The sequence below is a fragment of the Paenibacillus hexagrammi genome, assembly GCF_021513275.1.
GTDB classification, from domain to species: Bacteria; Bacillota; Bacilli; order Paenibacillales; family NBRC-103111; genus Paenibacillus_E; species Paenibacillus_E hexagrammi.
The window spans coordinates 4,039,132-4,065,788 of the sequence record NZ_CP090978.1 but is presented as its reverse complement, the minus strand read 5'-3'; the positions used below and the strand labels follow the sequence as shown (position 1 = coordinate 4,065,788).

Here is a 26,657-nt window from a genome sequence, read left to right as displayed (position 1 = left end):
AAAATTCACCTTACTTTGACAATATTGGTGTGATATATTTGTCGAGTAGTGAATGCGCAAACGTTTGCGCAAATCAATTGATAATATAAAGGCAATGCTACCTAAAAGGGTACAACCTCGGAGAATCCCCCCTGTGTTGTTCCCTATTTTTGTTGCCAAGAAAGGAAGATCGAAGTGAACCTGCATGCATTGTACCATCGTTCCAAGCAAAGTTGGGCTTATGCCTATGATTTGAAAACAGTGAAGCTTCGTCTGCGAACTGAACGCAACGATATCGAGACTGTGGATGTTGTTTATGGAGATAAGTACAACTGGAATATGACAGAGCAAACCGCATCTATGCACAAGTGGATGTCCGATGAGCTTTATGATTATTGGGAAGCTGCCGTCCAGCCTCCTAACGGACGCCTGAGCTATAGGTTTTACCTAAAAAAAGGGGAGTCCAGGATCTGGTATTCCGAGCGATGGTGCAAAGAACAACCGCCGAAAGAGTCTTTTGGGAACTTTGAATATCCCTATTTGAGCAGTGCGGATATCATCAGTCCTCCATCCTGGGTGAAGGATGCTGTCTTTTATCAAATTTTTCCCGAACGTTTTGCAAATGGAAATCCAGCGATAAGTCCTGCGCATGCACAACCATGGGGGGGCACGCCGACCACAGATAATTATTTTGGCGGGGATTTGCAGGGTGTCATCGATCATTTGGACTATTTGGCGGAGCTTGGCATCAATGCTATTTACTTGAATCCGCTATTTCTGGCGCCGTCCTACCACAAATACGACACGATCGATTACTGGCAAGTCGACCCCCACTTTGGTACGAATGAGACTTTGAAACAGCTGGTAACGGCTTGTCACGCCAAAGGAATCCGCGTTCTGCTGGACCTCGTGTTTAATCATTGCGGCAGCCATTTCCCTCCTTTTGTCGACGTGCTGGAAAAGGGGCAGGATTCCAAATACGCGGATTGGTTCCTCGTGCGGGAATGGCCGATGCAGGTGAAAGATGGGAAAGCGAGCTATGAAACATTCGGTTTTGAACCGACAATGCCCAAATTCAACACGGCCAATCCGGAATTGTGCGAATATTTATTGAACATCGCCAAGTTTTGGATCGAGGAAACGGATATTGACGGTTATCGGCTGGATGTCGCGAACGAAGTGGATCATCGTTTCTGGAGGAAGCTGAGGGAAGTGGTGAAAGCGGCGAAACCGGAAGCGTTCTTGCTTGGCGAGATTATGCATGACTCGATGGCTTGGCTGCAGGGAGATCAATTAGATGCTGTTATGAACTACCCGGTAACGGATTTTGCTCTGAAATTTTTCGTGAAGAATGTCATGGACAGTCGCGAGTTTGCCGATGCGATTGCGACTCAGCTTACTTTTTATCCGCAGCAGGTCAACGAAGCTGCTTTTAATTTGCTGAGCAGTCATGATATTCCGAGGCTGCTTACTTTATGCAAGGGAAATAAAGATCGGATGAAGCTTGCATCTATCTTTCAATTTACTTATCCAGGTGCGCCTTGTATGTATTACGGCGATGAAATCGGTCTTACCGGTGAGAATGACCCGGATAATCGGAAGTGCATGGAATGGAACACGGCCAAACAAGATCATGATTTGCTGGATTTTTTCAAAAAAGCGATTGCCATGCGAAAGAAATATGCGTCATTGCGGTATGGCGACTTTATATTCCTTTCAGCTGAACCGAAGGATTTTAGATTGATTTATGAACGTAAGCTTGGCGAGGAACGCTTTGTGATCATCATGAATGCGGCACCTCATCCTCAGCGTATCGATGCTTATATTTCAGAGGGAGAATGGGAGGATGCTTGGAACGGAGGCTTCATTGAGGTGGGGATGGCGTATTCCGTTACGCTTCCGGGATTCGGGTTTCAAATATTGCGTGCAAAGGAGTTGAAATCGTGAAGGCGTTAGTGTGGACAGAAGGAAGAAAGCTGGAGCTTTGCGAGATGCCGGAGCCTATTATCGTCTCAGCAAATGATGTGAAAGTCGAGATTCATATGACTGGCATATGCGGAACAGACCTCGCTGTGATTACAGGGAAAGAAGAGGGAGTTGCCGGCATCATTCGTGGTCATGAAGCAGTAGGTATTGTTGTTGAAGTGGGCGACAATGTGCAGCAGTTGAGCATTGGTGATCGTGTTGTTATTGACCCGAATCAAAGCTGCGGCGAGTGTTACTATTGCAATCGGGATAACCCGCATTTATGTGTAGGGAGCGATGGGAGCGGCATGCCCATAGCAGGTTTAAATAGACAAGGGACGTTTGCGAGATATTTTGTATGTGATAAGAGGTTTATCCATAAGCTGGATGACGGGATGAGCTGGGAAGCTGCAGTCTTGATTGAGCCGCTGGCCTGTGTCCTGCATAACTTTGAAGCAGCAAGAGTGACGTCAGAGGAAACTGTACTTGTTTTGGGATCAGGGCCTATGGGTATGCTGTGCCAGTATGTGAGCACCCATAAGACTAGAGTTACAGTGGCTACGGAAGTAAATCCCTACCGTCTATCTCGAGCGCAGGAAATTGCAGACTTAGCATGCTCTCCAGATCAATTACATGCGTCCATGCTTGAGGGACTAACGCAAAATGGCAAATTCGATGTGGTTATCGATACCGTCGGCAACCAACTTGAGATGGCCGAACGCTGGATTGACCGGGGCGGCAGGATGATTGCTTTCGGGATCAATGCGAAATATGAGTATACGTGCAAACCGACGAAGATGATCCAAAATGCCATTCAGCTGATCGGAGCTGGGGAATATAGATACAAATTTGAGGAAGCCATTCAGTTTGCAAAAGAGCATCCGGAGCTTCAGGGGATAGTTACAAAAAAGTATAACTTGGAAGATTGCGATGCGGCCGTAGGCGAGCTGTTGGAGAGCAGCCGTGTAACGGATAAGGGGGTGATCAGTCCAGTAAGTCAAACGCTGAAGACGGTTTTTGTTTTTGAGTAATGGATCAAATCTGTTAGAAACGATTGAGGAGAGGAAGAGAAACGTGCTGATTTCCAAAACAAAAGAGAAAAATTTGGAGAGCTTAATCGGTTATTTATCCGGCAGCGCAGAAAAAGAGGAAGCGTCTTTCTGGATCCCGGCGATTTGGAACGAGTGTGGGTACACGAACATCCTCGAGGAAAAAGATGGTGAAATTCGCGTTCACCCTTATGCCTTTTTAACGGAGCATCTAACCTATGTATTAAAAATGTCCAAGCAGTATGGACGTACGGAGTCAACGGATTTTGCCAATAGTGTCATCTATTCGTCCCTTGTGCGATACTCAACGGCGTGGGACTACGACCATGACGGCGAGATCGAGTCAGGAACCTTTTTACGAATGATGATGCTCCTGCCGCTGCTCAAGAAAATGGGAGTCACGATTTTATACATCCTCCCGGTCAATCGTTACAGTAAGCTGAATTTGAAAGGGGATATTGGCTCCCCCTATGCCGTTCAAACGTTGTTCGATCTGGATCCGAATCTGCATGACCCCTTGCTGGACGGAGCGGCGGATTGGAATATCCACGATGAGATGGCCGTTATGGTGGAAGTCTGCCACCTGCTTGATATTAAGGTTGTTGTCGATTTTATTCCTCGTGTAACTGCCCGGAACAGTGAGTGGGTTCGCGAGCACCCTGAGTGGGTGTATTGGATCAAGAATGAGGCGTTAGACGGATTCAAGCCTCCGCACATTCCTGAGCTTGGTTTCTTTGAAGAATGTACGCCGGATAAGCTGGAAACTGTGTATAACAGCAAAGAGACAGCGGAGTTTTTGGCCAAATTTTCGCAGCCGCCTCATCTTGTTGATTCAGACCTGTGGGAGGAGCTGAAGCAGCGTTCGGACGCCACGGGTGAGGAACTGCTGACACTCGTCGAGCAGCATATGGGGATTACAACATCTCCGGCTCATTCGGATTGGATTAACGATGTGCAGCCAATCTGGACGGATATTACATTTCTAAGGTTGTATCAAGATTTTGCTCCGCAGGTTCGGTCCTATTTGAAGCCTGATCAAGCGCCGTATGTGCTTTTTGATACGATCAAGTGCAATTACTATCCGGGCGAAGAGCCAACCCAAGAGCTATGGGACGTGCTCGTAGATGCCATACGCTTTCATCTAGAGAGGTACGGCATAGACGGATTCCGCATTGATATTGGACATGTGCTGCCAACTCCACTATTGACGAGGATGTTTAGCCTTATACAATCGATGAAACCGGATGCGATCCTGATCAGCGAAGATTTGTTCAATCGGAATCATGAGAAAGCAGCCGCCACCGGCTACAACATCATGCTGGGCAGCGGTTGGAATATTATGACGCAAATTACAAAGGAAAATTTGATCGGATACGCTTCTGAACTGCCGCAGCTGAAGCTGCATGTATTTGCATGCGCGGAAACGGCGGATACCCCGCGGATTACAAGCCGAGGCGGAGTCAAATTGGCGCGTATGATCAGTGTGTTCAATCATTTCCTGCCCAACGCAATTCCGTTTCTCACGACTGGATTTGAAATGAATGAAGAGCAGCCGCTGAACTGCGGGCTGGGCGACAATACGAATGGAGCAGAGATTCCGCGAGCTTTCTTTAATCAGATTCAAATAAATTGGACCAATCCGCAGCCGATGCTGCCTCTTCTTGAAAAGCTGAACCAATGCAAACAGAGATGGCTGTCTCTGGTTCAAGCCAACCATTTCTTTATTCCGGAATCGCCGGAAGGTGTTGTCATTTATGGGTACATGGACGAGGGCCAACTGCTGCTTGGACTATTCAATTTAAACCCTGAAGAGTCTGTCCAAGTTGACCTGGATGCCTACATCCCGGGTGTGAAGTCATATAGGGTGGAGATCGATACCGAAGGTAACGGCTCGGAAATTCTGAGAACAGGTAACGTTATCGAGCTCCAGCCACAGCAGGCGATTGTGTTATCACATTCCAATACTTATTAACCAAGGGGGATTAACCATAATGACAACGCATAAAAAAGAAATCGTGCTATGGCACGAGTTTGATGGTCCTGGAGATACATCTATTGAAGTTTTGGAGGAGATTTGCCAACTCTATTCGCAGCGGAACAACGTTCGAGTTGTGACAGAAGTCATGAGTATTCAGGAGCTTGGCAGAAGAATCGGAGAGGTGGCTGGAACAGATTTAGCACCTCATATCGCTTTCGTTCCGGCAGATATGGCTTGTTATTATGAAAGTGGGAAATACTCCCAAGTTCCAGGCGATTTTGTTGAAGACCTCCTGGACAGCGATGCCCTTGCAACGATGCAGGTAAATGGTATGCAATATGGCATTCCGACACTGTTAGGCAACCATCTTGTGCTGTATTACAACAAAGATGTGTGGGACGAAGCGCCTCAATCGTGGGATGCGATCGCAGCACTTCAGCCCGGACTGCAATCGAAAGGGATCATTCCAATTGGGGCCGACCTGGAACAATCGTATTGGTTCATTCCATTTCTAACGGCATTCGGCGGATGGCTGATGAAGGACGGAAAACCGGATCTTATTCATGAGCCATTGCTTCAAGCGCTGCAATTCGTCCTTAGCCAGCTTGAGCAGGGTACCATGGTTAGCTTAAATGGTTCTACAGATTTGCTTGAAACATTTATTTCCGGAGAAGTCGGCGCAATCATATGCGGTGAATGGAACTTCGATTATTTATCTCAGCACATGAAAGACAAATTAGGTGTGGGCAGGCTGCCTAGGATTCATGGACAAGCTTCCGTGCCCATGTCATCATCCATCGGGATGATCTTCCCGAATGGAGCTTTGGAAGGTGACTTGCGCGAGGAACTCCGATCTTTTGCACGGTTTATGCTAAGTGTGGAGTGCCAGCTGAAATGGGCAGATCAAGTGCAGCGAATTCCTGCTAACTCATCTGCACGGCGGCTGGTAACGGCGAACAGTACACCAAATAAAGCGCAAATTTTAGCGCTGCTGCAAGAGAGCCGGCCTATGCCGATTGATACACTGATGATTCACAATTGGGTAGCGATGGAGCAAGGACTCCGCACTCTTTTCGAAGAGAAGAACCCTGAAGCAGCACTTGGACAAATCGAGAAAACATTGCATCAAGCACTTGTGGAGGTAGGAGCACGATGAAAATCACCATATTCAGCCAAATATCAATCGACGGGAAGCTGACTTTCGGGGAAAAGGCTTCAAGCAAGGAGCTTTTCAGCTTATTTAATGATGACGATATGTCGTATATTCATAAATTCCGCGGACAAGTAGATGGGATCATGGTCGGCAAAAATACCATCCAAAACGATAACCCATTTTTGACGAACCGATATGAGGAAAATAAAAATCCGGTGCGTATCATCCCTACGTCAACGATGGATATCCCGCTTGATAGCAATGTACTGACCGATAATGGCAAAACCATCATTGTCACAACCGAGCAGGGAGCCGACCAGGAGAAAATAAAAATTATTCGCGACCGTGGTAAAGATTGCCTCATTTGCGGTACGGATAAGGTCGATTTTATGGAGTTGGGTAAGCAATTAGAGCACAACTACGGGATTACGAGCTTAATGGTCGAAGGCGGAGGATTTCTGAATTGGCACGCCTTTAGTCAGGATGTCGTCGATGAAATTATTCTCATGCAGCTTCCGATCATCATCGGAGGAGCTTCAAATATTACACTAGTAGACGGCGATGGCTTCCACGGGTTGTCTTCTACGAAGAAGTATCGAGTCATTGAAGTTCAGGCTAAAGAAAACTACACGCTGATGCGTTATGCGAAAGCGGTGTAAGCATGCGGCAACATGACGTGGATGCGGTCATTTTTGATATGGACGGGGTGCTCGTCGATACCGAACCGCTTTATTTTCAAGTAGAACAGCAGTCATTCCGACATTTTGGCATTAAGATGGATGAAGCTGAACATCACGGATATGTCGGCGTCACTCTTGAGAGCATGTGGTCACAGATCCGGGTGAAGCATGGCTTGGAGGTGCCGGTACAAGAACTGCTGGCTTATCACAAAAGCAATGTTCTTCAGTTCATCTCCGCCTATCCGGATTTACAGCCGATGCCGCATGTTGAAGCATGGATTCAGTGGCTCAAGAAGCAGAATATTCCGATTATCGTCGCTTCTTCTTCACCTCTCCCTTTAATCGAACTCATTTTGCAAAAAGCGGGGCTAGCACCTTATTTCCCGATTAAGGTCAGCGGTGAGAGTATGGCTAAAGGCAAACCGGAGCCTGATATCTTTCTTCATGCAGCGTCTGTGCTGGGGACGGCACCTGCCGGATGTCTTGTGATCGAGGATTCGACTAATGGGGTGAAAGCAGCGAAGGCGGCTGGAATGCTTTGCGTCGGACTAAAGAATCCAAATTCCGGCAACCAGGATGTAAGTCAAGCGGATTTCAAAGTGTCCGGCTTTAAAGAACTGTTTCAATTACCCGAAGTTCATCTACAACGTTGAAAAACATCGTTGTAGATGGGAACTTCCGCTTCTCGGTGCGTTGTGGGCAGCTGCAACGATGCTCAGCATCGTTGCATGAGAGGCCCCGCGCCTGAGAGAGCTCTACAACGCTGAAAAACATCGTTGTAAGTGGAACTTCCGCGACTCGGCGCGAGGTAGACAGTTGCAACGATGCTCAGCATCGTTGCATGAGAGGCCCCGCGCCTGAGAGAGCTCTACAACGCTGAAAAACATCGTTGTAGATGGGAACCTCCGCGACTCGGCGCGAGGTGGGCAGCTGCAACGATGCTCAGCATCGTTACGTGAGAGGCCCCGCGCCTGAGAGAGCTCTACAACGCTGAAAAACATCGTTGTAAGTGGAACTTCCGCGACTCGGCGTGAGGTGGACAGTTGCAACGATGCTCAGCATCGTTGCATGAGAGGCCCCGCGCCTGAGAGAGCTCTACAACGCTGAAAAACATCGTTGTAGAGTCGAACTTCCGCGACTCGGTGCGAGGTGGGCAGCTGCAACGATGCTCAGCATCGTTGCATGAGAGGCCCCGCGCCTGAGAGAGCTCTACAACGCTGAAAAACATCGTTGTAAGTGGAACTTCCGCGACTCGGCGCGAGGTGGACAGTTGCAACGATGCTCAGCATCGTTACGTGAGAGGCCCCGCGCCTGAGAGAGCTCTACAACGCTGAAAAACATCGTTGTAGAGTCGAACTTCCGCGACTCGGTTAAGCGGTCAAATATCTTGGAAAGTGGGCAGCAAGTGATGAGTAGACAAGATGATTTTTATCAACAGGTCATGAAAATTGCTATACCTGTTACGATGCAAAGCTTGATCATGTCGCTGCTTTATTTGACGGATCAATTAATGGTTGGCCAGCTAGGCGATGTTGCGATTTCCTCAGTCGGTATGTCGACCAAAATTTACGGGATCATCTCCGTCGTTCTAGCCGGGCTTTCTACCGGTGTTTCCATCTATGCCGCTCAGTTTTGGGGGAATGGGGACAGAAAAAGTGTTTCACAAGTCCTAGGTCTTGGTTTATTCGGCGGATTAGCGCTGTCTATTATATTCACTGTATTTGTTTTCATCTCCCCGCAATTGTTTTTGGGGATGTTTACAACGGACCCTCGAATTACAGGCGACGGCTCCATTTTTCTCAAAATTGTTTCTCTCAGCTACGTACCTATGATGCTAACGATGATGTATTCATCAATCCTTCGAAGTACGACGCATGTCAAATTGCCGATGGTAGTAAGCTTAATCACGGTTTGCCTGAATATCGTACTTAATTACGGGCTGATTTTCGGGAAGCTGGGAATGCCGGAATGGGGATTGATGGGATCGGCTGCGGCTACGTTAATTGCTAGAGTTGTTGAATGTCTGCTAATTATTGGCGCTGTTTATAAATACCGCTTGCCGGATCGGTGGATCTCAAATACTTATTCAAGATTCCCCGTCCTCTGCTTCGGCAATTTTTAAGCACAACGTATCCCATCATTCTAACCGAATTTGTTTGGGTGTTATCGGAAACCGTCTACGCGATCATTTATAGTCGTATGGGTACCGAAGAGATGACCGCCATGACCATTACATTCCCGCTGCAGGGCTTGAGTATTGGTTTGTTATCCGGCTTGGCAAGCGCAGCAGGGGTCATCGTCGGGAACCAACTAGGAGCGGGAGAAAACCAGGTGGCACTCCATTACGCCAAGCGACTCATTCGTTTAGGTATTGTCATTTCTTTGGTGTTGGGAGTCATTGTTGCTGCTGTGTCCCCGTTCTATGTATCAGCGTTTAACATCTCGGAACAAGCGCATCACTTAGGCATCTATATTGTTCTTGTGTTCGCTGGATTTCTTTGGGTGAAAGTAGCCAATATGATTATTGCAGGAGGAATCTTGAACAGCGGAGGGGACAGCAAGTTTGTTTTTGCCATGGAGTCCACTGCAAATTGGATCGTCGGCGTACCATCTGGTTTACTGCTGTCGTTCGTTTGGAAGCAGCCGGTGTATCTTGTTTATCTTGTGCTCTCACTCGAAGAGGTTGTCAGATTTGGCATTGGATTGACGAGGATTTACTCTAAGAAGTGGATTCGGAATTTAGTTAAGGATTTAGCAGCCTAACGTTAGTGATGGTGCTCAGCATATTCGCTCCAGTTTAGCGAAGTTGAGCTTGGGAGCTCCGAGTTATCAGGTCAGCCAGGGTTTCTGGCTGTAGTAGGCATCATGAAATCCGCCAAGGAGAAATCCCCTTGTTAAAGCTCAAATATTTATTCATCGGCTTATCCACAACCCGAGGACTCTATGGAGTTCTCGGGTTTATTTGGTAAGAGACAGGCAAAAATGAAAGCGGTTTTAGACAGCTATGGAAACAAGGTCGCAATAAAACGAAGAAATAAATACACACACAGCTTAAAAAGAGATGCGCCTCTCTATGTACTCTTACTGCTGCCCATTTCGTATATTCTCATCTTTAAGTATGCACCGATCTATGGTGTTGTGATGGCATTCCAAGATTATAATATTTTTGAAGGAATCAGCGGAAGTGAATGGGTAGGACTTGACGTCTTCCAGTTTATTTTCCAACAAGATAGCTTTTACCGTGCACTAAAGAATACCTTGCTTCTCAAACATCCAACAATACGAATGCCCGCGGCAATTTATTTGAAGAAATCCTTTCTGCAGATAGGAACAGCTTAACCAACGGGGTAAAAACCAAAATGAACCGAGAAGACGTCATTGTCCAAGAGAAGGATCTGGATCAGGCGGATGGATGGTTACAAAAATATGTTAAGATCGTACATTTTCTTAGCTATCTTCGGAAGTTAGAATGAGGAAACAAAAGATACAGCACCGGGAGTGGTAGTAGTGGAAAAGGTTGAGCCTAAAATTATCACAAGTTTACATAAAATCGCCCCTATTTACACACTTTGTGATAGCGCTTACACTTAACATGTAGAGGGAAAATTTGTATGAAGGGTGGCGATGCGATAGCCTTTAAAAGAACCTGCCGTCTGAATGATGTTGTCCAATATTTTTCATGAGGAAGGGCTGCGAAAAATGAAAATTCGAATAAAACGATGGATCTCATTAGCATTTGTGTTCACGATGATCTTACAGACAAGTATCGGAGCTGCAGATGTGACAGCGAACGCTGCAGAAGCAAAAGGACCTCAGAACCAGATAAGTGATCAAGGCAGTTATGTTTCAAATGAAACTAATGGGAATGACTTTGCATTAGTAGCAAATGAATCTGCAGCAAACTTATATGTGGATAATCATGATTCTGTGAGTGTCAAAAGAGCTGTTAATGATTTTAAAAATGATATTAAAAATGTTACAAATGTTGATGCACAAGTAGTAAATACGATACCAAACAATGGCGATGTAGTCATATTTGGTACAATTGGCAGCAGTGAAGCGATTGACACACTAATAAGCAATCATAAGTTAGAAGTATCGGAATTAAAAAAAGCGATGGAAGCTATAAATGGGAAGGCTTTCTCATTGATGTTGTTGAACATCCATTCGAGGGAGTTGATCAAGCACTAGTTGTAGCCGGTACGGATCGAAGAGGTACGATTTTCGGACTTTATGATATATCGGAAAAAATGGGTGTATCCCCATGGTATTATTTTGCTGATGTTGCGATTCAACAGAAACAAAACGTATATATGAAGGCAGACACTAGAATTACGGATTCACCGGATGTACAGTACAGAGGGATTTTTCTGAATGATGAGGAAAAGCTTAACGAGTGGGCTAAAGCACATACACAGGATGGAACAATAGGACCTGACACTTATAAGCATATATTTGAATTAATTTTGAGGCTAAAGGGAAATTACCTATGGCCTGCTATGCATGTGAACGGATTTAATAATAATCCTGAAAATGCAAGATTAGCTGAAGAATACGGTGTTGTGATGGGGTCAAGTCACCCTGAAATGTTTTTAAGGAACAATAATATGGAATGGCCGGAGTGGAAGCAAAATTATGATGCGATTCACCATACAGATGTGAAATATGACTATACCGTAAGTCCGGAGGCCGTACTGCAATATTGGAAGGACAGCCTTACGAGAAACATGAAATATGAATCTCAGTGGACGCTAGGTATGAGAGGTGCGCATGACGAGCCATTTACTACTGCAAACATTAATAATGGAACCTTTCCTGGTGCTACTGAAACAGAAAGAAAGGTTAATTTGCTTGACAAAATTATTAAAGATCAACAGGGCATGATGAAGGATGTCTTGGGGGAAGAAGGCTACCAGAACGCTTTCAAGATGTTTATTCCCTATAAGGAAGTATTGCCTCTGTATAACGCAGGTTTAGAGGTTCCGGATGATCTAACCATCATGTGGGTGGATGATAATCATGGTTACGTGAGAAGGCTGCCAAATGAAGAAGAAAGACAAAGAAGCGGAGGAAATGGCTTATATTACCACGTTTCCTACTGGGCTCCGGCAGATCAAAGCTATGTGTGGCTAGGTACGACTCCACTAGCCTTAATGGCAGAAGAATTACAGAAGTCCTATGAGTCGGGGATTCAAAAAGCTTGGATTTTAAATGTTGGAGATCTAAAGCCTTTGGAAGGTGAAATGGATTTCTTTATTAAATACGGCTGGGACGTTCATAAATATGAGAACAATCCTAACCAATTCTTACATGATTGGGTTAGCAGTCAATATGGACGCCAGTATGCAGATGAGGTAACAGACATTGTCAACACCTACTATCAACTAACGAGTAATCGCAGACTCGAGCATATGAAGGTTGATGTGTTTGACCAACTGCATTATGGCGATGAAGCAAGTAAAAGAATGTTGAAGTATCAAGGGATTTTTGACCGGGCAAATGCCGTGTATAATAGCCTGCCTGAGCAGATGAGGGATGGTTTTTATGAACAAGTCTTATGTAAAATTCGTTGGGCTTATTATGTAAATAAAGCATTCTATTACGCCGACCGAAGTAACATGGCCTATGATCAAGGCAGATTTTCTTCGGCAAATACTTTTTTAAAGCTGTCTCAGGATGCAGACCAGAAGAAGAAAGAGGAAATCGCCTATTATAACAAAGGATTAGCTGGAGGCAAATGGGATCGGATATTAGACCCTGAGACACACGCTCCACCGGTTATTTCTCAATGGCCAGAGGGGTCACCGGCATTAGTGTTAGGAGATCCTGAAATGGGTGCAATCGTACAAGGTGAAGAAAGGGTTCAAGATCATTCAGTTCTAGAGTTCTCCGAATTTGGTCAAGGTGGAAAATATATCGAGATTTTCAATAAGGGAGCAGAAAGCTTGGAGTGGACTGCTTCTACGGACAAGGATTGGATTCAACTTTCCCAAACAAGCGGAACCATTATGGATGAAGAACGAATTTGGGTAAACATAAATAATTTAAGCAGCCACAAAGGTGAAAGCGGTTTAATCGTGTTGAAAAGCGGCGAAACCGAAAAGAGCATTACAGTAAACATTGATGAAACATCTGTAGGTTTAGAGCAAGTAAAAGGCTATGCGGAAGCGGATGGGTACGTATCCATGGAAGCGGAGCATTACAGCAGAAAGAATGATGCTGGAGCTTTAAAATGGCAGGAGATTTACAATCTGGGAAGAACAAAGGGCAATGTGATGCGGTCCTATAATCCTTCCCTGACAAGAGTTCCGGAAGATCAAATTCAGCAATCCGCGCCTTCTTTGGAATATGATGTGCAGTTTGAGCATGCAGGCAATTTCCCGATGGAAATCTACAGAGTACCGACGTTAGATTCGACAGGAACGATTAAATTTGCTGTTTCCATCGATGCTGAGGACCCAATCATCGTATCCAGTAAGGCAGTTGACGAAGGTCAAGGTACAGACTGGGTACCTAATCTTTTCCGTCATATTGAAAAGCATGTGATCGATGTTAATATTCCAACGGTAGGTAAGCATACTGTAAAGCTGTGGATGATTGATAATGATATCATGATTGATAAGATGGTCATTTATACGGATGGAAAGGGTATTTTGTATTCGGACAATGGACCTGATGAAAGCTATAACAGTGTCTACAATGATACATTTAGTATCGGATACGAACTGTTACCTCACACTTCTGTAGCACAGACCAAAAAAGACGAAACAGCTTCATGGGGAAGCGGTGCTATTCTTGAAAAGGATGGAAAGGTATTCATAGAACCGGAAATGGCTATAGAAAATAGTGAGTATGCAAAGGTAGTAGCAAAAAGCGGGAATTCATGGAGAATCACGCAGTCTGATACAGGCTATGCCATGAGACTGCCAGACCAAGGCGCTATTTGGCGCGATGCAAGTGACTTGGTAAGTAAAAGTCCTGAAATGCAATTTAAGATCAAATTTACCACGCCAGGCACCTATAATGTATGGATGAGAACGAGAATTATTGATGATGCTTCTGATTCCATTTACGGTGGCATTGATGGAGTTTATAAGGCAACTAGCTTTGATTCATCTCAACTTTGGAGCTATGAAAGAGATGAAAAGTGGATGTGGCCGAGAAAGAACGGCACGATTAGCGTTCCTAGTGCAGGTGAGCATACGTTCAATATTTGGATGAGAGAAGATGGAATTTCTGTAGATCGAATTTATATTACTAAAACATCAGAGAATCCTCCTAGTGATACAAATTGGGTTGTCTCTGAAAGAGAGTTTGAGAACCCTGACAGTATTTATGAAAATAAATTAACTACAGCGATTCAGGCCGCTGAAGAAAGTTTAGAGCAGGCACCTGTTCCTTTAGGAACAGAGCTTGGCAGTTACGGGCAAGCTGAGTATGACCTGGTGCTTTCTTCTCTAGAGGAACTGAAAAAGCTAAAGGAAAGCGGCAGTAAAGATATGCCAGCCATTGATAACGCGATTGAAAAGCTAACAGATGCAGAGCGTCAATTAAGAAACAGTCAGAACTTAGATGATGGTCCTTTTCAATATGTTGCTTATCAAGATTTTGACAGAAATGAATTAGGTAAATTACCTTTTGGATTCAATGTACAAAGTATTACAAATGGTGGGGAGGCTGTTGTAGCCGAAGAGGATGGAAACCGATTTGTACGTTTTACCTCTTCTAATATAAGTGGAACTCAAGCGTTGCTTCAATTGCCATTTGGGGATGCTGGAGCCGCTGGAGAAGAGATTGTCATTGATTTGAAAGTAAGGATGCCTCAGAGTGCAAGATTTACGAATTTAGCTTACATTTCTACCGCTCCAGGTTTGTATGCGATTGCAGCAGGTTTTGATAGAAATAATGATCAAAACCAGAAGAATGTCATGATGCAAGATGGCGGCAGCAAAAAAATGATTAGCACCTTCGAAGAAAATAAGTGGTACAATGTCAAGTTTGTTGTAAATACAGCAAAAAAGACATACAGTGGTTATTTTGATAATCAGTTGGTTGCTAAAGACTTTAAATTCAGAATTCCAGATGGTGATCAACTTAATTATTATTCGTTTGGTTTGGATAAGCAGGTGGACGGAATCTATGATGTCGATGACATGAAGGTGTATGCAGCGCCAACTGCAGATGAATTTGCCCATGGCATGACATCATTGCTGTACAAAGACAATGAGGTAGTCCTTCCCGAATATGATGGATATACATTGGAAATCACAAACTCAAGTAAACCTGAGATTATTTCTACGGATGGAGTTGTTACGCCTCAGAAGGAAGATGCAGAGGTAAATCTAACAATAAAAGTTACAAAAAACAATGATAATTCCTGGGCAGAAACAGCCCCAATAACTGTTTTGGTAAAAGGCTCAAACAGCAGCAAGGTAGAAATGCCTACTGCAGACCCGGCACCAGGAACTTACACAAGTGCGCAAGAGGTTACGCTTACAAGTGCAACAGAAGGAGCAAAAATATACTATACAACCGATGGTAGTATACCGACCGTATCCAGTACGGAATATACAGAAGCCATTGATGTAGCTGAAACCATGACAATCAAGGCGATTGCAGTGAAACATGCTACGGTGGGAGAGGCTGTATATTCGAGTGATGTAGCGACATTCAACTACACGATTGGTGGTAATAAGGTAGTCATTGAAGGACCGGAGGAAGCTTCCAAAGGATCAGATTTTGATTTGATGTATGGCTTAAGCGGCATGGATCAAAATGTTTATGCTCAAGACCTGACATTCACTTATGATCCGAGTCAGTTGGAATTCGTTTCGGCTGAATCCGTGAATGCCGATGAAGTCGTTATCGTCGACAAGGCTCAAACACAAGGGCAAGTTCGCTTCATTGTAGCTACACTTGGACAAAACGCTCGACTTGACGGAAGCCTTCTGAAGCTTCATTGGAAAGTAAAAGCCGATACGCAAGCTTCGGCCTCTACGATTACATTAGCGAAAGCATTCATTGCCGATGAAGCAGGCCGTGAAAAAGAGCTGGTGGGTAAATCTCACACGGTTCAGTTTAGCTATGTTGCCGTTGACAAGACTGCACTGCTTGCATTAATAGCTAATGCCCAAAGCAAGCATGATGCTGCTGCCGAAGGAACTGGAGCAGGGCAGTATCCGGCGGGCTCCAAAGCATCGCTGCAAGCAGCAATCGATCAAGCGAAAGCTGTAGCGGATAACACTGCGGCAACCCAGGAGCAAGTAGAACAGGCGGTAAATGCATTGACGGCTGCACTACAAGCGTTTATGGATTCCGTCATTACCACCCAGCCTGGAGATGTGAACAGTGACGGTCGTTATTCTGTAGGTGACTTGGCTATCGTTGCAGCAGCCTATGGCAAGACCTCTGCCGATCCGAACTGGTCTAGCTACATGAACGCTGATTTGAACAACGATGGCAAGATTGACATTGAGGATCTAGCTGCAATGGCCATAAAAATACTGAACTAGGTTATATACGTACCAATTGGTAAACGTTCACCAGGAAAGAGCGGGAGGCGAACCTCCCGGAGACTGTCGATAGAAAATCTATGGAAGCTTGCAGACCCTACTTGATCAACAAACAGAGGGAGGCTAGCCTCCCTCTTATTATCTTGCGTCTTTTCGGATACAAAATGTAACATGGGCAAATGACCTTGTACCAGAAGAGGCAGTGAGTAATGATCAATGGACATCGTTTTGAAAGGAACATGCAGATGATAACAAATAGGAAACTTTCAGCATTTTTAAAGAAAATAGTTGTATTGTTCATCGCATTTCTAATGGTTTTTTCGTCCGTAAGCCTAACGAATGTGCGTGCTGAAGCCGCAGTAGAGAATGAATCCGGATTTCCGGTGTTTAAAGATGGTGTCGCGGCGGACTTATACGTATCGAACTCGGATTATAAGCAAATTGTACGCGCTGTAGGTGATTTGCAGAAGGACATACATGCAGTTACAACGAAAACGCCCGAAATTAAGCATGATGTTGCTGCTTTAAGTCAGCATGCAATGATTATTGGTTCTGTTGATGAAAGCGATGTCATTAAACAGTTGATGGCGGACGGGAAGCTAGATGAAGCGAAAGATCTTACAGGAAAATGGGAATCCTATCTGATCAAAATCGTAGATGATCCTGTTCCAGGCGTGAGCCAGGCATTGGTGATTGCCGGCAGCGACAAACGCGGTGCTGTCTACGGAATTTATGACGTCTCCGAACAAATCGGCGTTTCTCCCTGGTATTACTGGGCAGACGTGATTCCGCAGGTGAAGAACGAAGTCATCATTACGCAAACGCTGAAAAAAGAGGGAGAGCCTTCCGTAAAATATCGCGGGATATTTATCAATGATGAGGAAAATCTTGCAAAGTGGGCGGCGCTCAATGACCCTGTAGGAAAACAAGGCGGGAATATTGGACCGGAAACGTATAAAAAAATATTTGAGCTGCTGCTTAGACTAAAAGCCAACTATATTTGGCCGGGCATGCATTCTGAGATCCGTTTGGGACCGACCGATTATTTCAATAAGTATCCTGAAAACAGTCAAAATGCCGATGACTATGGCATTGTTGTCGGTACTAGTCACTGTGAGCCGATGATGCGCAATGGTACCGGCGAATGGGGGCCATTTTTGCAAGATGAAGGATATTTGCAAGGTGTTGACCTTAGTACGGTTACGGCCATTGATGATCTGAACAATCTTAATAAATATCCGAACTCAGCGACCTACGACTATACGCAGAACCCAGAGCTCATCAATAAATATTGGGATGAAAGCGTAAAAGCCTATAAGGATCATGAGGTGTCCTATACGCTTGGGATGCGAGGGCTTCATGACAAAGGGTTTGTTACGGCAGGAGCTACTACAACTGCACAAAAGCTAAATGTGCTTCAGAACATCGTAGACGCTCAGACAAAAATGATGGAAGATAACAACGTCAATTCCGAATCTTTCCCTATTTTCATTCCTTATAAAGAAGTGCTGCCTCTGTATGAAGCAGGACTTAAGCTGCCTGACAACGCAACGATTGTATGGGCGGAGGACAACCATGGTTTTATCCGGCGTTTTCCAACCGAGGTGGAAAATGCTCGTTCAGGCGGAAGCGGCGTATACTACCATGTCTCCTATGTGGGAACGATGACCTATATCTGGCTGAATTCTACGCCTCCTGCGCTTATGCTGAGTGAAATGGGTAAAGCTTATGAAAGTGGAGCCAAGCAGCTTTGGATTCTCAACGTGGGGGATCTCAAGCCAAGCGAAATCGGGATGGATTTCTTCTTGGATATGGCATGGAATATCAAGAAATGGAACAAGGATAACCTGAGCGGAGACAACGGTTACCTGTCCCAATTTGGCGAGAAAATGTTTCCGGGAGCCGACAACAAGGAGATTGGAAACATCTTAACGGAATATTATCGTTTGAACTATATGAGAAAGCCGGAGCACACCAATGCCAGCTCTGCCGTATTCGATCCCGTGGATTACGGAGATGAGTCTCAGCAGAGACTAGTCGATTATCAAAACCTGATGAATCGGGCTGATGCGATGTACCAAACACTCCCTGATGATCAGAAAGATAGCTTCTACCAGCTTGTTTCTTATCCGATCAAAGGTTCCTTCTATATGAACTTAAAGTATTATTATGCCCAGAAGAACAAGCTGTCGCTGGATCAGGGTAGAGCAGCTTCTGCTAATCTGTATGCAGACCTAGCGCAATGGGCGCAAGATAAAGAAACACAGGAAACCGCTTATTATAATACCCAGATGTCCGGCGGAAAGTGGAATAAGATCATGGATCCATATCCATCGCCATTGCGGCCTGACGCACCGGGTATGCCTTCTGTAACGAGGGTAAATGTTCCGGACGGCCCCAAAATGGGAGTCGTGGTTGAAGGTGAAACGAACAGTACGACTGACAGCTCTTTGAGCTTCTCGGCGTATTTGAAAGACACCCATTTCATTGACATCTTTAACAAAGGCAGCGAGTCATTCAGCTATCAAGTAACTGCCGATCAACCTTGGGTGAAAATCTCGAAAACCAGCGGAACCGTTGTTGATGAAACCCGTATTTTTGCGTCCATTGACTGGAGTCAGGTTCCTTCCGGTACGCAGAATGCGGTCATTACCGTAACTGGTGCAGGAAGTGAAAAGAGCATTATGGTTCATGCCAGCAATCCGGCACTTTCCCGAGAAGAGATTGACGGATATGCAGAAGAAGACGGTTACGTTTCCATCGAAGCTGAACACTACGCGAGAAAACAAAATGATGGAGCTATTGGTTTCCAAACCTTTGAGGGTCTAGGTCGTTCAGGCGGCTCCGTAGCAACGTACCCGATGAATACGCCAAGCTATATCCATAATCTGAGTGATGCACCTAAGTTAAGCTATGACGTGAATTTTGAAACTGCGGGAAGCTTTACGACGACGGTTTACCGTGTACCGACTTTAGGCGCTGATGGACAACGATTTGCAATCGGAGTGGATGGAAACACGCCAATCGTGTTGTCGGGTCAAGACACAGCGGAAGAAGGCACATGGAAAACAAATGTCACCAATGCGATTGAAAAGATGTTAGTAACCATCAACATACCTACAACAGGGCATCATACAATCGAGCTTTACATGATCGATGCAGGTGTGGCGATTGACAAGATCGTGGTTAATACCGGTGGTGAAAAACCTTCCAATCAAGGTCCGCCAGAAAGCTATAACTCGGTTTACAATGCTGATCCTGTTTTCGTACCGAGGGTATTGCGTATGTCCAGAGAGGTTCTGGATGCCTATCTGCCAGCGGTTGAAGCGAAAATCACGGAACTGCAAAACGATACGAGCGGTGACTCGTATATTCCGGATGCTATCGCGTATTTAAAGAATGTTCGGGATGAGGTACTGGCATCGCTGGATGACCCGAAAGCGGACACCGTGCACGATGGATACGTCCGGCTGATCGGTGCGATGCGCGAGGTAGATTCACTAGGCAATCTTCAAGGCATGCTTGAAGGAGCTCTTGCCAAAGCTGAGCGGATTAAGATTACCGGTGTCGTGGGAACCAAGTTCCTGAATTATCCATCTGATGCCATGTCGAGCTTCTTGACCACTTATACAGATGTGTTGGATAAATTGAAAGGCAGCCCGAGCTGGACCATTCAGCAAGAGTGTTATCAAGTGCTTGTTTTAGCGACTAGCACACTTGAAAGTAAAAGGAATATGGTCGATGGAGATAAGAAGTACTTGTTATACGATGATTTTAATGGAGCGGATTCTACGGTTGACCTTACTTCTTCATGGGAGGTCGTACAGGACGGAGGTACAATAAACCTGGAAACAGATCCGACTGAAAGCACTAATAAATATATAAAAATGACGAAAAATAACGCAGCCGGAGAAACGGGACTAACTGCTCAATTCCCGGAAGCAAGCGGGCAAGTGATCTTCGAAATGAAGGTGCGATCCGATGCGCCGGATACCTTTTTTGGAATGCCTTACATTTATGGTTTGAATAAAGATACCCAACTGTTCAGTAATGCGATGCGCAATAATGGCACGTTTTTAGTTAACAACACGGATGTCGGCAAGTTTACAAGCGGCACATGGTACAACCTAAAGATTGTGCTTGATAGCGAGAAGCAGACTTGCGACTTCTACGTAGATGGTGTGAAGGTAAGGACCGATTTGCCGCTTCGTGCTGCAATGACTGCTGCGAATATCCTTAGCTTCTATACAAATAATGACGGTTCCAACGCGGGTAAAACCGGTTCGGTGTATATCGACAATGTAAAGGTTTATACCCTTGTATATGAACCGGCCACAGAGGAAACTTTGGCGGCACTTCAAAACGCAATCGCAGCTGCAAGAAATCTGCAGGAGAGAACTACACGGCGGACAGCTACGGCCCCGTAATGGAAGCAATCATCGACGGCGATAACCTAATTGCAAATGGAGGATCAGAAGAAGCAGCACAGGGTATTTTGCAGAAAATAAAAGCTGCAGCAGACGGCTTGAAGCTTAGAAGGTATATCGTTAACGATAACTTTGATAATCTGAACTCACTTGGTGACCTTTCAAGCGACTGGAAACCGATCGAGACCGGCGGCAAAGTTACGTTGGGAAGTGAAAACGGCAATAAGTATCTGAAGCTCACTCAAACTCAAAAGGGCAGCGGTCTTTCGGTGGAAGCCAATAGGATGTTTCCAGAGATGAGCGGGAAAGTGTACATGGAGGCGAGAGTGCGTTCAGATGCTCCTACAAACTTCTATGGATCGCCTTTTATTTATAAAAACGATAGCTCTACAACCATTATTGCCACTGCAGCACTGCGCGATAACGGCTCCATTAAAGTATCAAATAAGGGCGGTAACAGTACGAGTACTGCTGAGGTTGGAAAATTCAATATCGGTGAATGGAATACAATCGATCTTATCCTTGATTCTAGTACGCAGAAAGTGCAAGCCTATGTCAACGGAGTTCTGCAGCAGCAGGATTTACCGATGCGCAATCCATTGACAACACTTGGGAAGCTTAGATTTTATAGCGATGACAACAACGGAAGCAATCCATTAGCCATTGGTTACGTTGACTTTGTTCGTGTCTACCAAGAAGGAACAGCAGCTATAAACCTTGAAACCTTAGATTCGAAGCTTGCCGAAGCTGCATTATACTTGGACAACGAAGCTTACACATCTGAATCTCGGACAGCTTTAAGCAACTTCATTCAAACTATTTCCGAGGAAAAAGCGGGCTATACCACACAATCTCAAGTCGATGCTGCTGTTGCAAGCCTGGAGCAAGCCGTATCTGCCTTAGTTGAAGCCGAAACAGAAGTAAGGGCTGCATGGGACGGAACGGATCAAGTTTCCGCGGGTCAACCGTTCAGTGTTACTTATGGATTGCGGCATGTAAAAGACGGCATATTTGCACAAGATGTAGTCGTATCCTATGATTCCAATAAAGTGGAATATGTTTCTTCGGAATCCTTACAGTCGAATTTAGAGGTCGTAAGTGAACTTAGCCAGGATGGAGAAGTCAGAATTCTCGCCGCAAGTCTGGGAGAAGGCAATGAGGTTCATACTGACGGAGATTTTCTTAAGCTGAATTTCAAAGCAAAGCAGGCTGAGGCATCGTCAGAAACAACCGTTGCTTTATCGAATGCGGTCATATCGAATGGAGCGGGTAATGAAACACAGCTGACGGGAATAACTCATCATGTAAGGATTAATGCCGTGAATAAGACGGCCTTACATGCATCGATTGAGAAGGCTATAAGCACATATCAATCGGCGGAAGAAGGCAACCGTGCAGGCCAATATCCAGTTGGTTCGAAAGCTGTACTTCAAGCGGCAATTAACAGTGCGAAGGCAACCGAGGACAACACAGCGGCGACACAGTCTGAAGTTGATCAAGCGGAGGCAGCCTTGAACGAAGCTTTGCAAACATTCACTGACTCTGTCATTATCGGCATACCAAGCGATGTGAACGGCGATTCTAAGGTAACCATTGGTGATTTGGCAATCATCGTGAAGTACTATGGAGCCCGAGCAGGTGATGAAAACTGGAATGAAGTTAAGTTTGCGGATATTAACGGGGACGGTGCTGTCAACATCATGGATTTGGCAGTCGTTGCAAGGTTAATTCTGGGAGACTAAGCCTAGGGAAACAAGGAGGCTCGGGGAGACGTTCTCTTCGGGCTTCTTGGTTACTAAGACCTAAAAAAATTATAACTATTTCTAAAAACATCAAAAACATTTTGACTATTAAGTGTGTTAGTATAAATGAAAGCGTTTTAATTTTGGGTTCATATTGGGACTCTTACCGTAAAATAATGAATAAGGGGGTGGCGTGCGCGCCTTATGATACATAATGTAACATTTTGTTGATTTTACACATATTTTTATGAGTTCCCTTTTCGGTACTAGGCTGCGAAAGCGTTTAATAACGATGGAGAAAAAAGGAGTTTTGACTTGATGAAAAGAGCTGGCATAGTTTTATTAATCATTTCTTTCATATTGATGTCATTCGTTATTCCTGACAAAACTGCACGAGCGGCAACATTACCTGATGAGAATGGATATGATTTGTGGTTGCGCTATCCTTCAGTTACGGTTGCTGCACTATTAGCGAAATACCGCCAAAAGGTCACAGAGTATGTAGTCGAAGGATCGACGGACATCTCGGGCTCCATTCGAAAAGAATTGAATCGTGGACTTTCGGGTCTGCTTGGACAGCCTCTCACCGAATCGGCTTCAATCACACAGGATGGAGCGATTGTGGTAGGCGCCCTTCAAAATTCCCCTTTGATTAGCAGCTTGGGGTGGGATGAAGAACTTCAGACACTAGGTCACGATGGCTTTATGATCCGCTCTGCCACATTGTCGGGTCATGCAGTGACTGTGATTGCAAGCGCCAGTGACCAAGGTGCACTTTATGGTACTTACCAATTATTAAGCCGTATCCAGCGTTACCAATCCATCGATAATCTGAATATCTCGGATAAGCCTGCCCATGAGTTTCGTATGCTTAACCATTGGGATAATTGGAGCGGATCGATTGAGCGGGGATATGCCGGAAGTAGTATTTGGAACTGGAGTGAGCTTCCTGAAACCGTAAGTCCTCGATATGAGGATTATGCACGGGCTAACGCTTCGATTGGAATCAACGGAGCGGTTCTGAATAATGTGAATGCTTCCTATGATTTCATCGATTCGAAGAATCTCCCCAAGATAGCGGCAATAGCAGATGTTCTTCGTAAATATGGAATTCGAGTGTATCTATCGATAAGATTTGACAGTCCTATTCTCTCGGGCGCATTATCCACTGCTGATCCGATGGATCCTCAGGTCATTCAGTGGTGGCACAGCAAGATCGATGAAATCTACAGCTATATACCTGATTTCGGAGGTTTTAGCGTAAAAGGCGATTCAGAGGGGCAGCCGGGACCATTGAAATATGGTCGGACTCATGCCCAAGGGGCTAATATGTTGGCTGATATCTTGCAGGAGCACAACGGCATGGTGATATGGAGAGCATTTGTGTATGGCGTCAGCGGCCTCTCCTCTGACCGAACCAAACAAGCGTATGAAGTGTTCAAGCCGCTCGACGGACAATTTGCCGACAATGTAATTCTCCAGGCAAAAGAGGGACCGCTAGATTTTCAGATAAGAGAACCTTTGATTCCAGTCATTGGTGGAATGCCAAATACAAATACAGGACTTGAACTCCAAATTACGCAAGAATATACGGGTCAATCCACTGACCTGTGTTGGTTGATTCCGATGTGGAAAGAAGTATTTAATTTTGATACCAAGGCATTAGGGGCTGGCTCAACTGTTGAAAAGGTGATCAATGGATCGCTTTTTAACCATAAGCACTCGATGGTGGCAGGTGTGTCCAATATTGGCGCAAGTACGAACTGGACGGGGCAGCCGCTTGGTCAGGCGAATTGGTACGGTTATGGCCGCCTTGCCTGAACCCGAACCTTTCAGCTCTAAGCATCGCCGATGAATGGACGGGAATGACCTACAGTAATGATTCGAATGTCAAGAGTACGATAACATCACTTCTCTTGAATTCTCGTGACACCTACGAAAGCTATACCTCTCCTTTTGGTTTAGGTATCATGAGTTCTTCGAGCGACCACTATACGCCATCGCCTGAAAGCCGAACAAGTTATTCCGGGGCTAGCGCAGATGGCTTGGGTTACGACCGGACCCGTGAGACAGGAAGCGGTGCCGTTGATCAGTATTACCCTGAAGTGGCGGATATGTATAATAACCTGGAGACCACACCTGAAGAGCTCTTAGTCTGGTTCCATCACGTTCCATTCTCGTACAAACTTAAAAGTGGAAAAACACTTATTCAATCCTTGTATGATTCGTATTTCGATGGCTTTCATAAAGTCACACAAATGGTTGATTCATGGAAGACACTGCAAGGGAAGATTGACCAGGCACGATATGATGAAGTGCTCGCTACATTTAATAAACAAGTAGATCATGCAAAAGCATGGAGAGATTCATTTGTTACGTATTTTCAAAATCTATCTAGCATTCAGGATGAACAAAATCGCAGCTTATGGCCGGATAACTGGGCGGACGGCGTATTCCATGAGAAGAATGGAGAAGTAGCGATTGAGGCGGAAATTGCTGCACATAATTCTGAGAATTCAACTATCACCGCACGTGATAACGATAATTGGAACAAGACAGTAGGTAAATTCTACGGAGCCCTGTTACTCGGACCTGATGATGGAAGTAAGTGGGAGAACGTAGCTTCACCCTCATCAGAAGTGCTTAATGCACATGCTCCAGAGCTAACGTATAAAATTAATTTTGGCCAAACGGGCGACTATAATGTCTGGATATTGGCTAAGGCTCCCGACTCCGGCAGTGATTCGATTCTATTTGGCTTGGATTCAACGTATAAGGCTGCATTCACGACATTTACAAGAGGTAATTCTTATAATTGGAACCAAGCAGGTAAACTGACAATTAGCAGTGCCGGATTGCATGACTTGAACCTGTGGGGAAGAGAGGACGGTATCGCAATAGACCGAATCTACTTAACTGCAAATGATTCAAACACACCTCCTGCCTGGCCATCCAGCAACGTGGATGTAAATAGCTTAAGCCTAGATAATGGAACACTTCGTCCTGCCTTTTCAGCTGATGTAACCCAGTATAAGGTAGCGGTAGCGAAAGATGTTAAGGATGTCACGATAACAGCTGCTTCCGTTAATGCAGGCGCAACGGTTACTGTCAATGGAGTAGAGGGAGTGTCGCAAAAGGTTGATTTAACAGGAAGTTCTACTCGTATTCCAGTCACGGTCACAGCACTGGATAACACACAGAAGACTTACTGGGTTACGGTAGAACGGCCTGAAGATGTCATTCTTCAAGGTCCTGACCAAGCGGCTAAAGGCGAATCCTTCGAATTGAATTATGGGCTGGAAAGCGTGGAACAAAATGTTTACGCTCAAGATCTGACATTTACTTACGATCCGAGTCAACTGGACTATGTATCGGCCGAATCCGTGTATCCGGATGAAGTCGTGATCGTCGACAAGGCTCAAACACAAGGAGAAGTCCGTTTCATTGTTGCAACACTTGGACAAAACGCCCGTCTTGACGGCAATCTTTTGAAGCTTCATTGGAAGGTAAAAGCTGATACCCAAGCTTCTGTCTCTACGATTTCATTATCCAAAGCAATCGTTGCCGATGAAACCGGTCATGAGAAGGACCTGGGAAGCAAAACTTACACAGTTCAGCTAAGCCAAGTCGTCATTGACAAGACAGCACTGCTTGCATTAATTGCGAATGCCCAAAGCAAGCATGATGCGGCTGCCGAGGGAACCGGTTCTGGCCAATATCCAGCAGGCTCCAAAGCAACACTGCAGGCAGCTATTGATCAAGCGAAGGCGATAGCGGATGAGATATCTGCAACCAAGGAGCAAGTTGAGCAGGCGTTAAGCACATTGAACGCTGCCCTGCAAACGTTTATGGATTCAGTCATTACAACAAACCCTGGCGATGTGAACGGTGACGAACGCTACTCCGTAGGTGACTTGGCGATCGTTGCAGCAGCCTATGGCAAAACCTCGGATGATCCGAACTGGTCCAGCTATGTGAACTGCGATTTGAACAAAGACGGTAAGATTGACATCGAAGACCTTTCGGCAGTAGCGATGAAAATTTTTGAATCTTAAGCTGGATTAACATAGAGAACCGGATCCATAGATAGGTGCAGTCCCGCCTGTGGAAGAGAGATAGGGAAATAGTCCGACTAACCCCTATCTCTTCTTTCACTTGTAATGGGAACGGAT

At 45.2% G+C, this 26,657-nt stretch carries 15 protein-coding genes; all 15 read left to right on the top strand.

Translation table 11 applies throughout. The features are described 5' to 3' along the window. Nucleotides 1-174: 174 nt before the first annotated feature. The 15 genes from L0M14_RS18505 (at nt 175) to L0M14_RS18435 (ending at nt 26,540) form a co-directional block, all read left to right on the top strand. Nucleotides 175-1,926, top strand: coding sequence for an alpha-glycosidase (locus tag L0M14_RS18505; protein WP_235118102.1), 1,752 nt, complete (start codon nt 175-177; stop codon nt 1,924-1,926). Then, on the top strand, nt 1,923-2,975 hold the full coding sequence (locus L0M14_RS18500; protein WP_235118101.1) for a zinc-dependent alcohol dehydrogenase: 1,053 nt from the start codon (nt 1,923-1,925) through the stop codon (nt 2,973-2,975). Before L0M14_RS18505 ends, L0M14_RS18500 begins: the two co-directional genes overlap by 4 nt. Nucleotides 2,976-3,018: 43 nt before the next feature. Then, nucleotides 3,019-4,965 (top strand): alpha-amylase family protein, encoded by a 1,947-nt coding sequence (locus L0M14_RS18495; RefSeq protein ID WP_235118100.1) that lies wholly within the window; start codon nt 3,019-3,021, stop codon nt 4,963-4,965. Between the two features lie 19 nt (nt 4,966-4,984). Further along, nucleotides 4,985-6,127 carry a sugar ABC transporter substrate-binding protein gene (locus L0M14_RS18490; protein WP_235118099.1) on the top strand — a complete coding sequence of 381 codons (1,143 nt, stop codon included), beginning with the start codon at nt 4,985-4,987 and terminating at the stop codon, nt 6,125-6,127. Further along, nucleotides 6,124-6,783: a dihydrofolate reductase family protein gene (locus L0M14_RS18485; RefSeq protein WP_235118098.1), complete on the top strand. Its 660-nt coding sequence runs from the start codon at nt 6,124-6,126 to the stop codon at nt 6,781-6,783. Before L0M14_RS18490 ends, L0M14_RS18485 begins: the two co-directional genes overlap by 4 nt. Before the next feature lie 2 nt (nt 6,784-6,785). Continuing rightward, nucleotides 6,786-7,457: an HAD family hydrolase gene (locus tag L0M14_RS18480; protein WP_235118097.1), complete on the top strand. Its 672-nt coding sequence runs from the start codon at nt 6,786-6,788 to the stop codon at nt 7,455-7,457. A 755-nt stretch (nt 7,458-8,212) separates the two neighbouring features. Further along, a complete protein-coding gene (locus L0M14_RS18475; RefSeq protein WP_235118096.1) occupies nt 8,213-8,926 on the top strand; it encodes an MATE family efflux transporter in 714 nt (237 codons plus the stop codon). After that, nucleotides 8,872-9,567 (top strand): MATE family efflux transporter, encoded by a 696-nt coding sequence (locus L0M14_RS18470; protein ID WP_311198735.1) that lies wholly within the window; start codon nt 8,872-8,874, stop codon nt 9,565-9,567. Before L0M14_RS18475 ends, L0M14_RS18470 begins: the two co-directional genes overlap by 55 nt. A gap of 219 nt (nt 9,568-9,786) precedes the next feature. Further along, nucleotides 9,787-10,143, top strand: a complete 357-nt coding sequence (locus tag L0M14_RS18465; protein WP_235118094.1) for a hypothetical protein — start codon at nt 9,787-9,789, stop codon at nt 10,141-10,143. A 360-nt stretch (nt 10,144-10,503) separates the two neighbouring features. Continuing rightward, the gene (locus L0M14_RS18460) at nt 10,504-10,995 is read left to right on the top strand and encodes a hypothetical protein (RefSeq protein ID WP_235118093.1); all 492 of its coding nucleotides are present in this window, start codon (nt 10,504-10,506) and stop codon (nt 10,993-10,995) included. 122 nt (nt 10,996-11,117) lie between these two features. Beyond that, complete coding sequence (locus L0M14_RS18455) at nt 11,118-16,316, top strand: glycosyl hydrolase 115 family protein (RefSeq protein ID WP_235118092.1); 5,199 nt, start codon at nt 11,118-11,120, stop codon at nt 16,314-16,316. Nucleotides 16,317-16,561: 245 nt separating this feature from the next. Beyond that, nucleotides 16,562-20,743: a glycosyl hydrolase 115 family protein gene (locus tag L0M14_RS18450; RefSeq protein ID WP_235118091.1), complete on the top strand. Its 4,182-nt coding sequence runs from the start codon at nt 16,562-16,564 to the stop codon at nt 20,741-20,743. Then, entirely contained in the window at nt 20,743-22,485 is a 1,743-nt protein-coding gene (locus L0M14_RS18445; protein WP_235118090.1) for a cohesin domain-containing protein, read from the top strand. The genes L0M14_RS18450 and L0M14_RS18445 overlap by 1 nt, the downstream gene beginning before the upstream one ends. A 318-nt stretch (nt 22,486-22,803) precedes the next feature. After that, complete coding sequence (locus L0M14_RS18440) at nt 22,804-24,306, top strand: alpha-glucuronidase family glycosyl hydrolase (RefSeq protein ID WP_235122957.1); 1,503 nt, start codon at nt 22,804-22,806, stop codon at nt 24,304-24,306. Between the two features lie 44 nt (nt 24,307-24,350). Next, nucleotides 24,351-26,540: a cohesin domain-containing protein gene (locus L0M14_RS18435; RefSeq protein ID WP_235122956.1), complete on the top strand. Its 2,190-nt coding sequence runs from the start codon at nt 24,351-24,353 to the stop codon at nt 26,538-26,540. Nucleotides 26,541-26,657 lie beyond the last annotated feature (117 nt).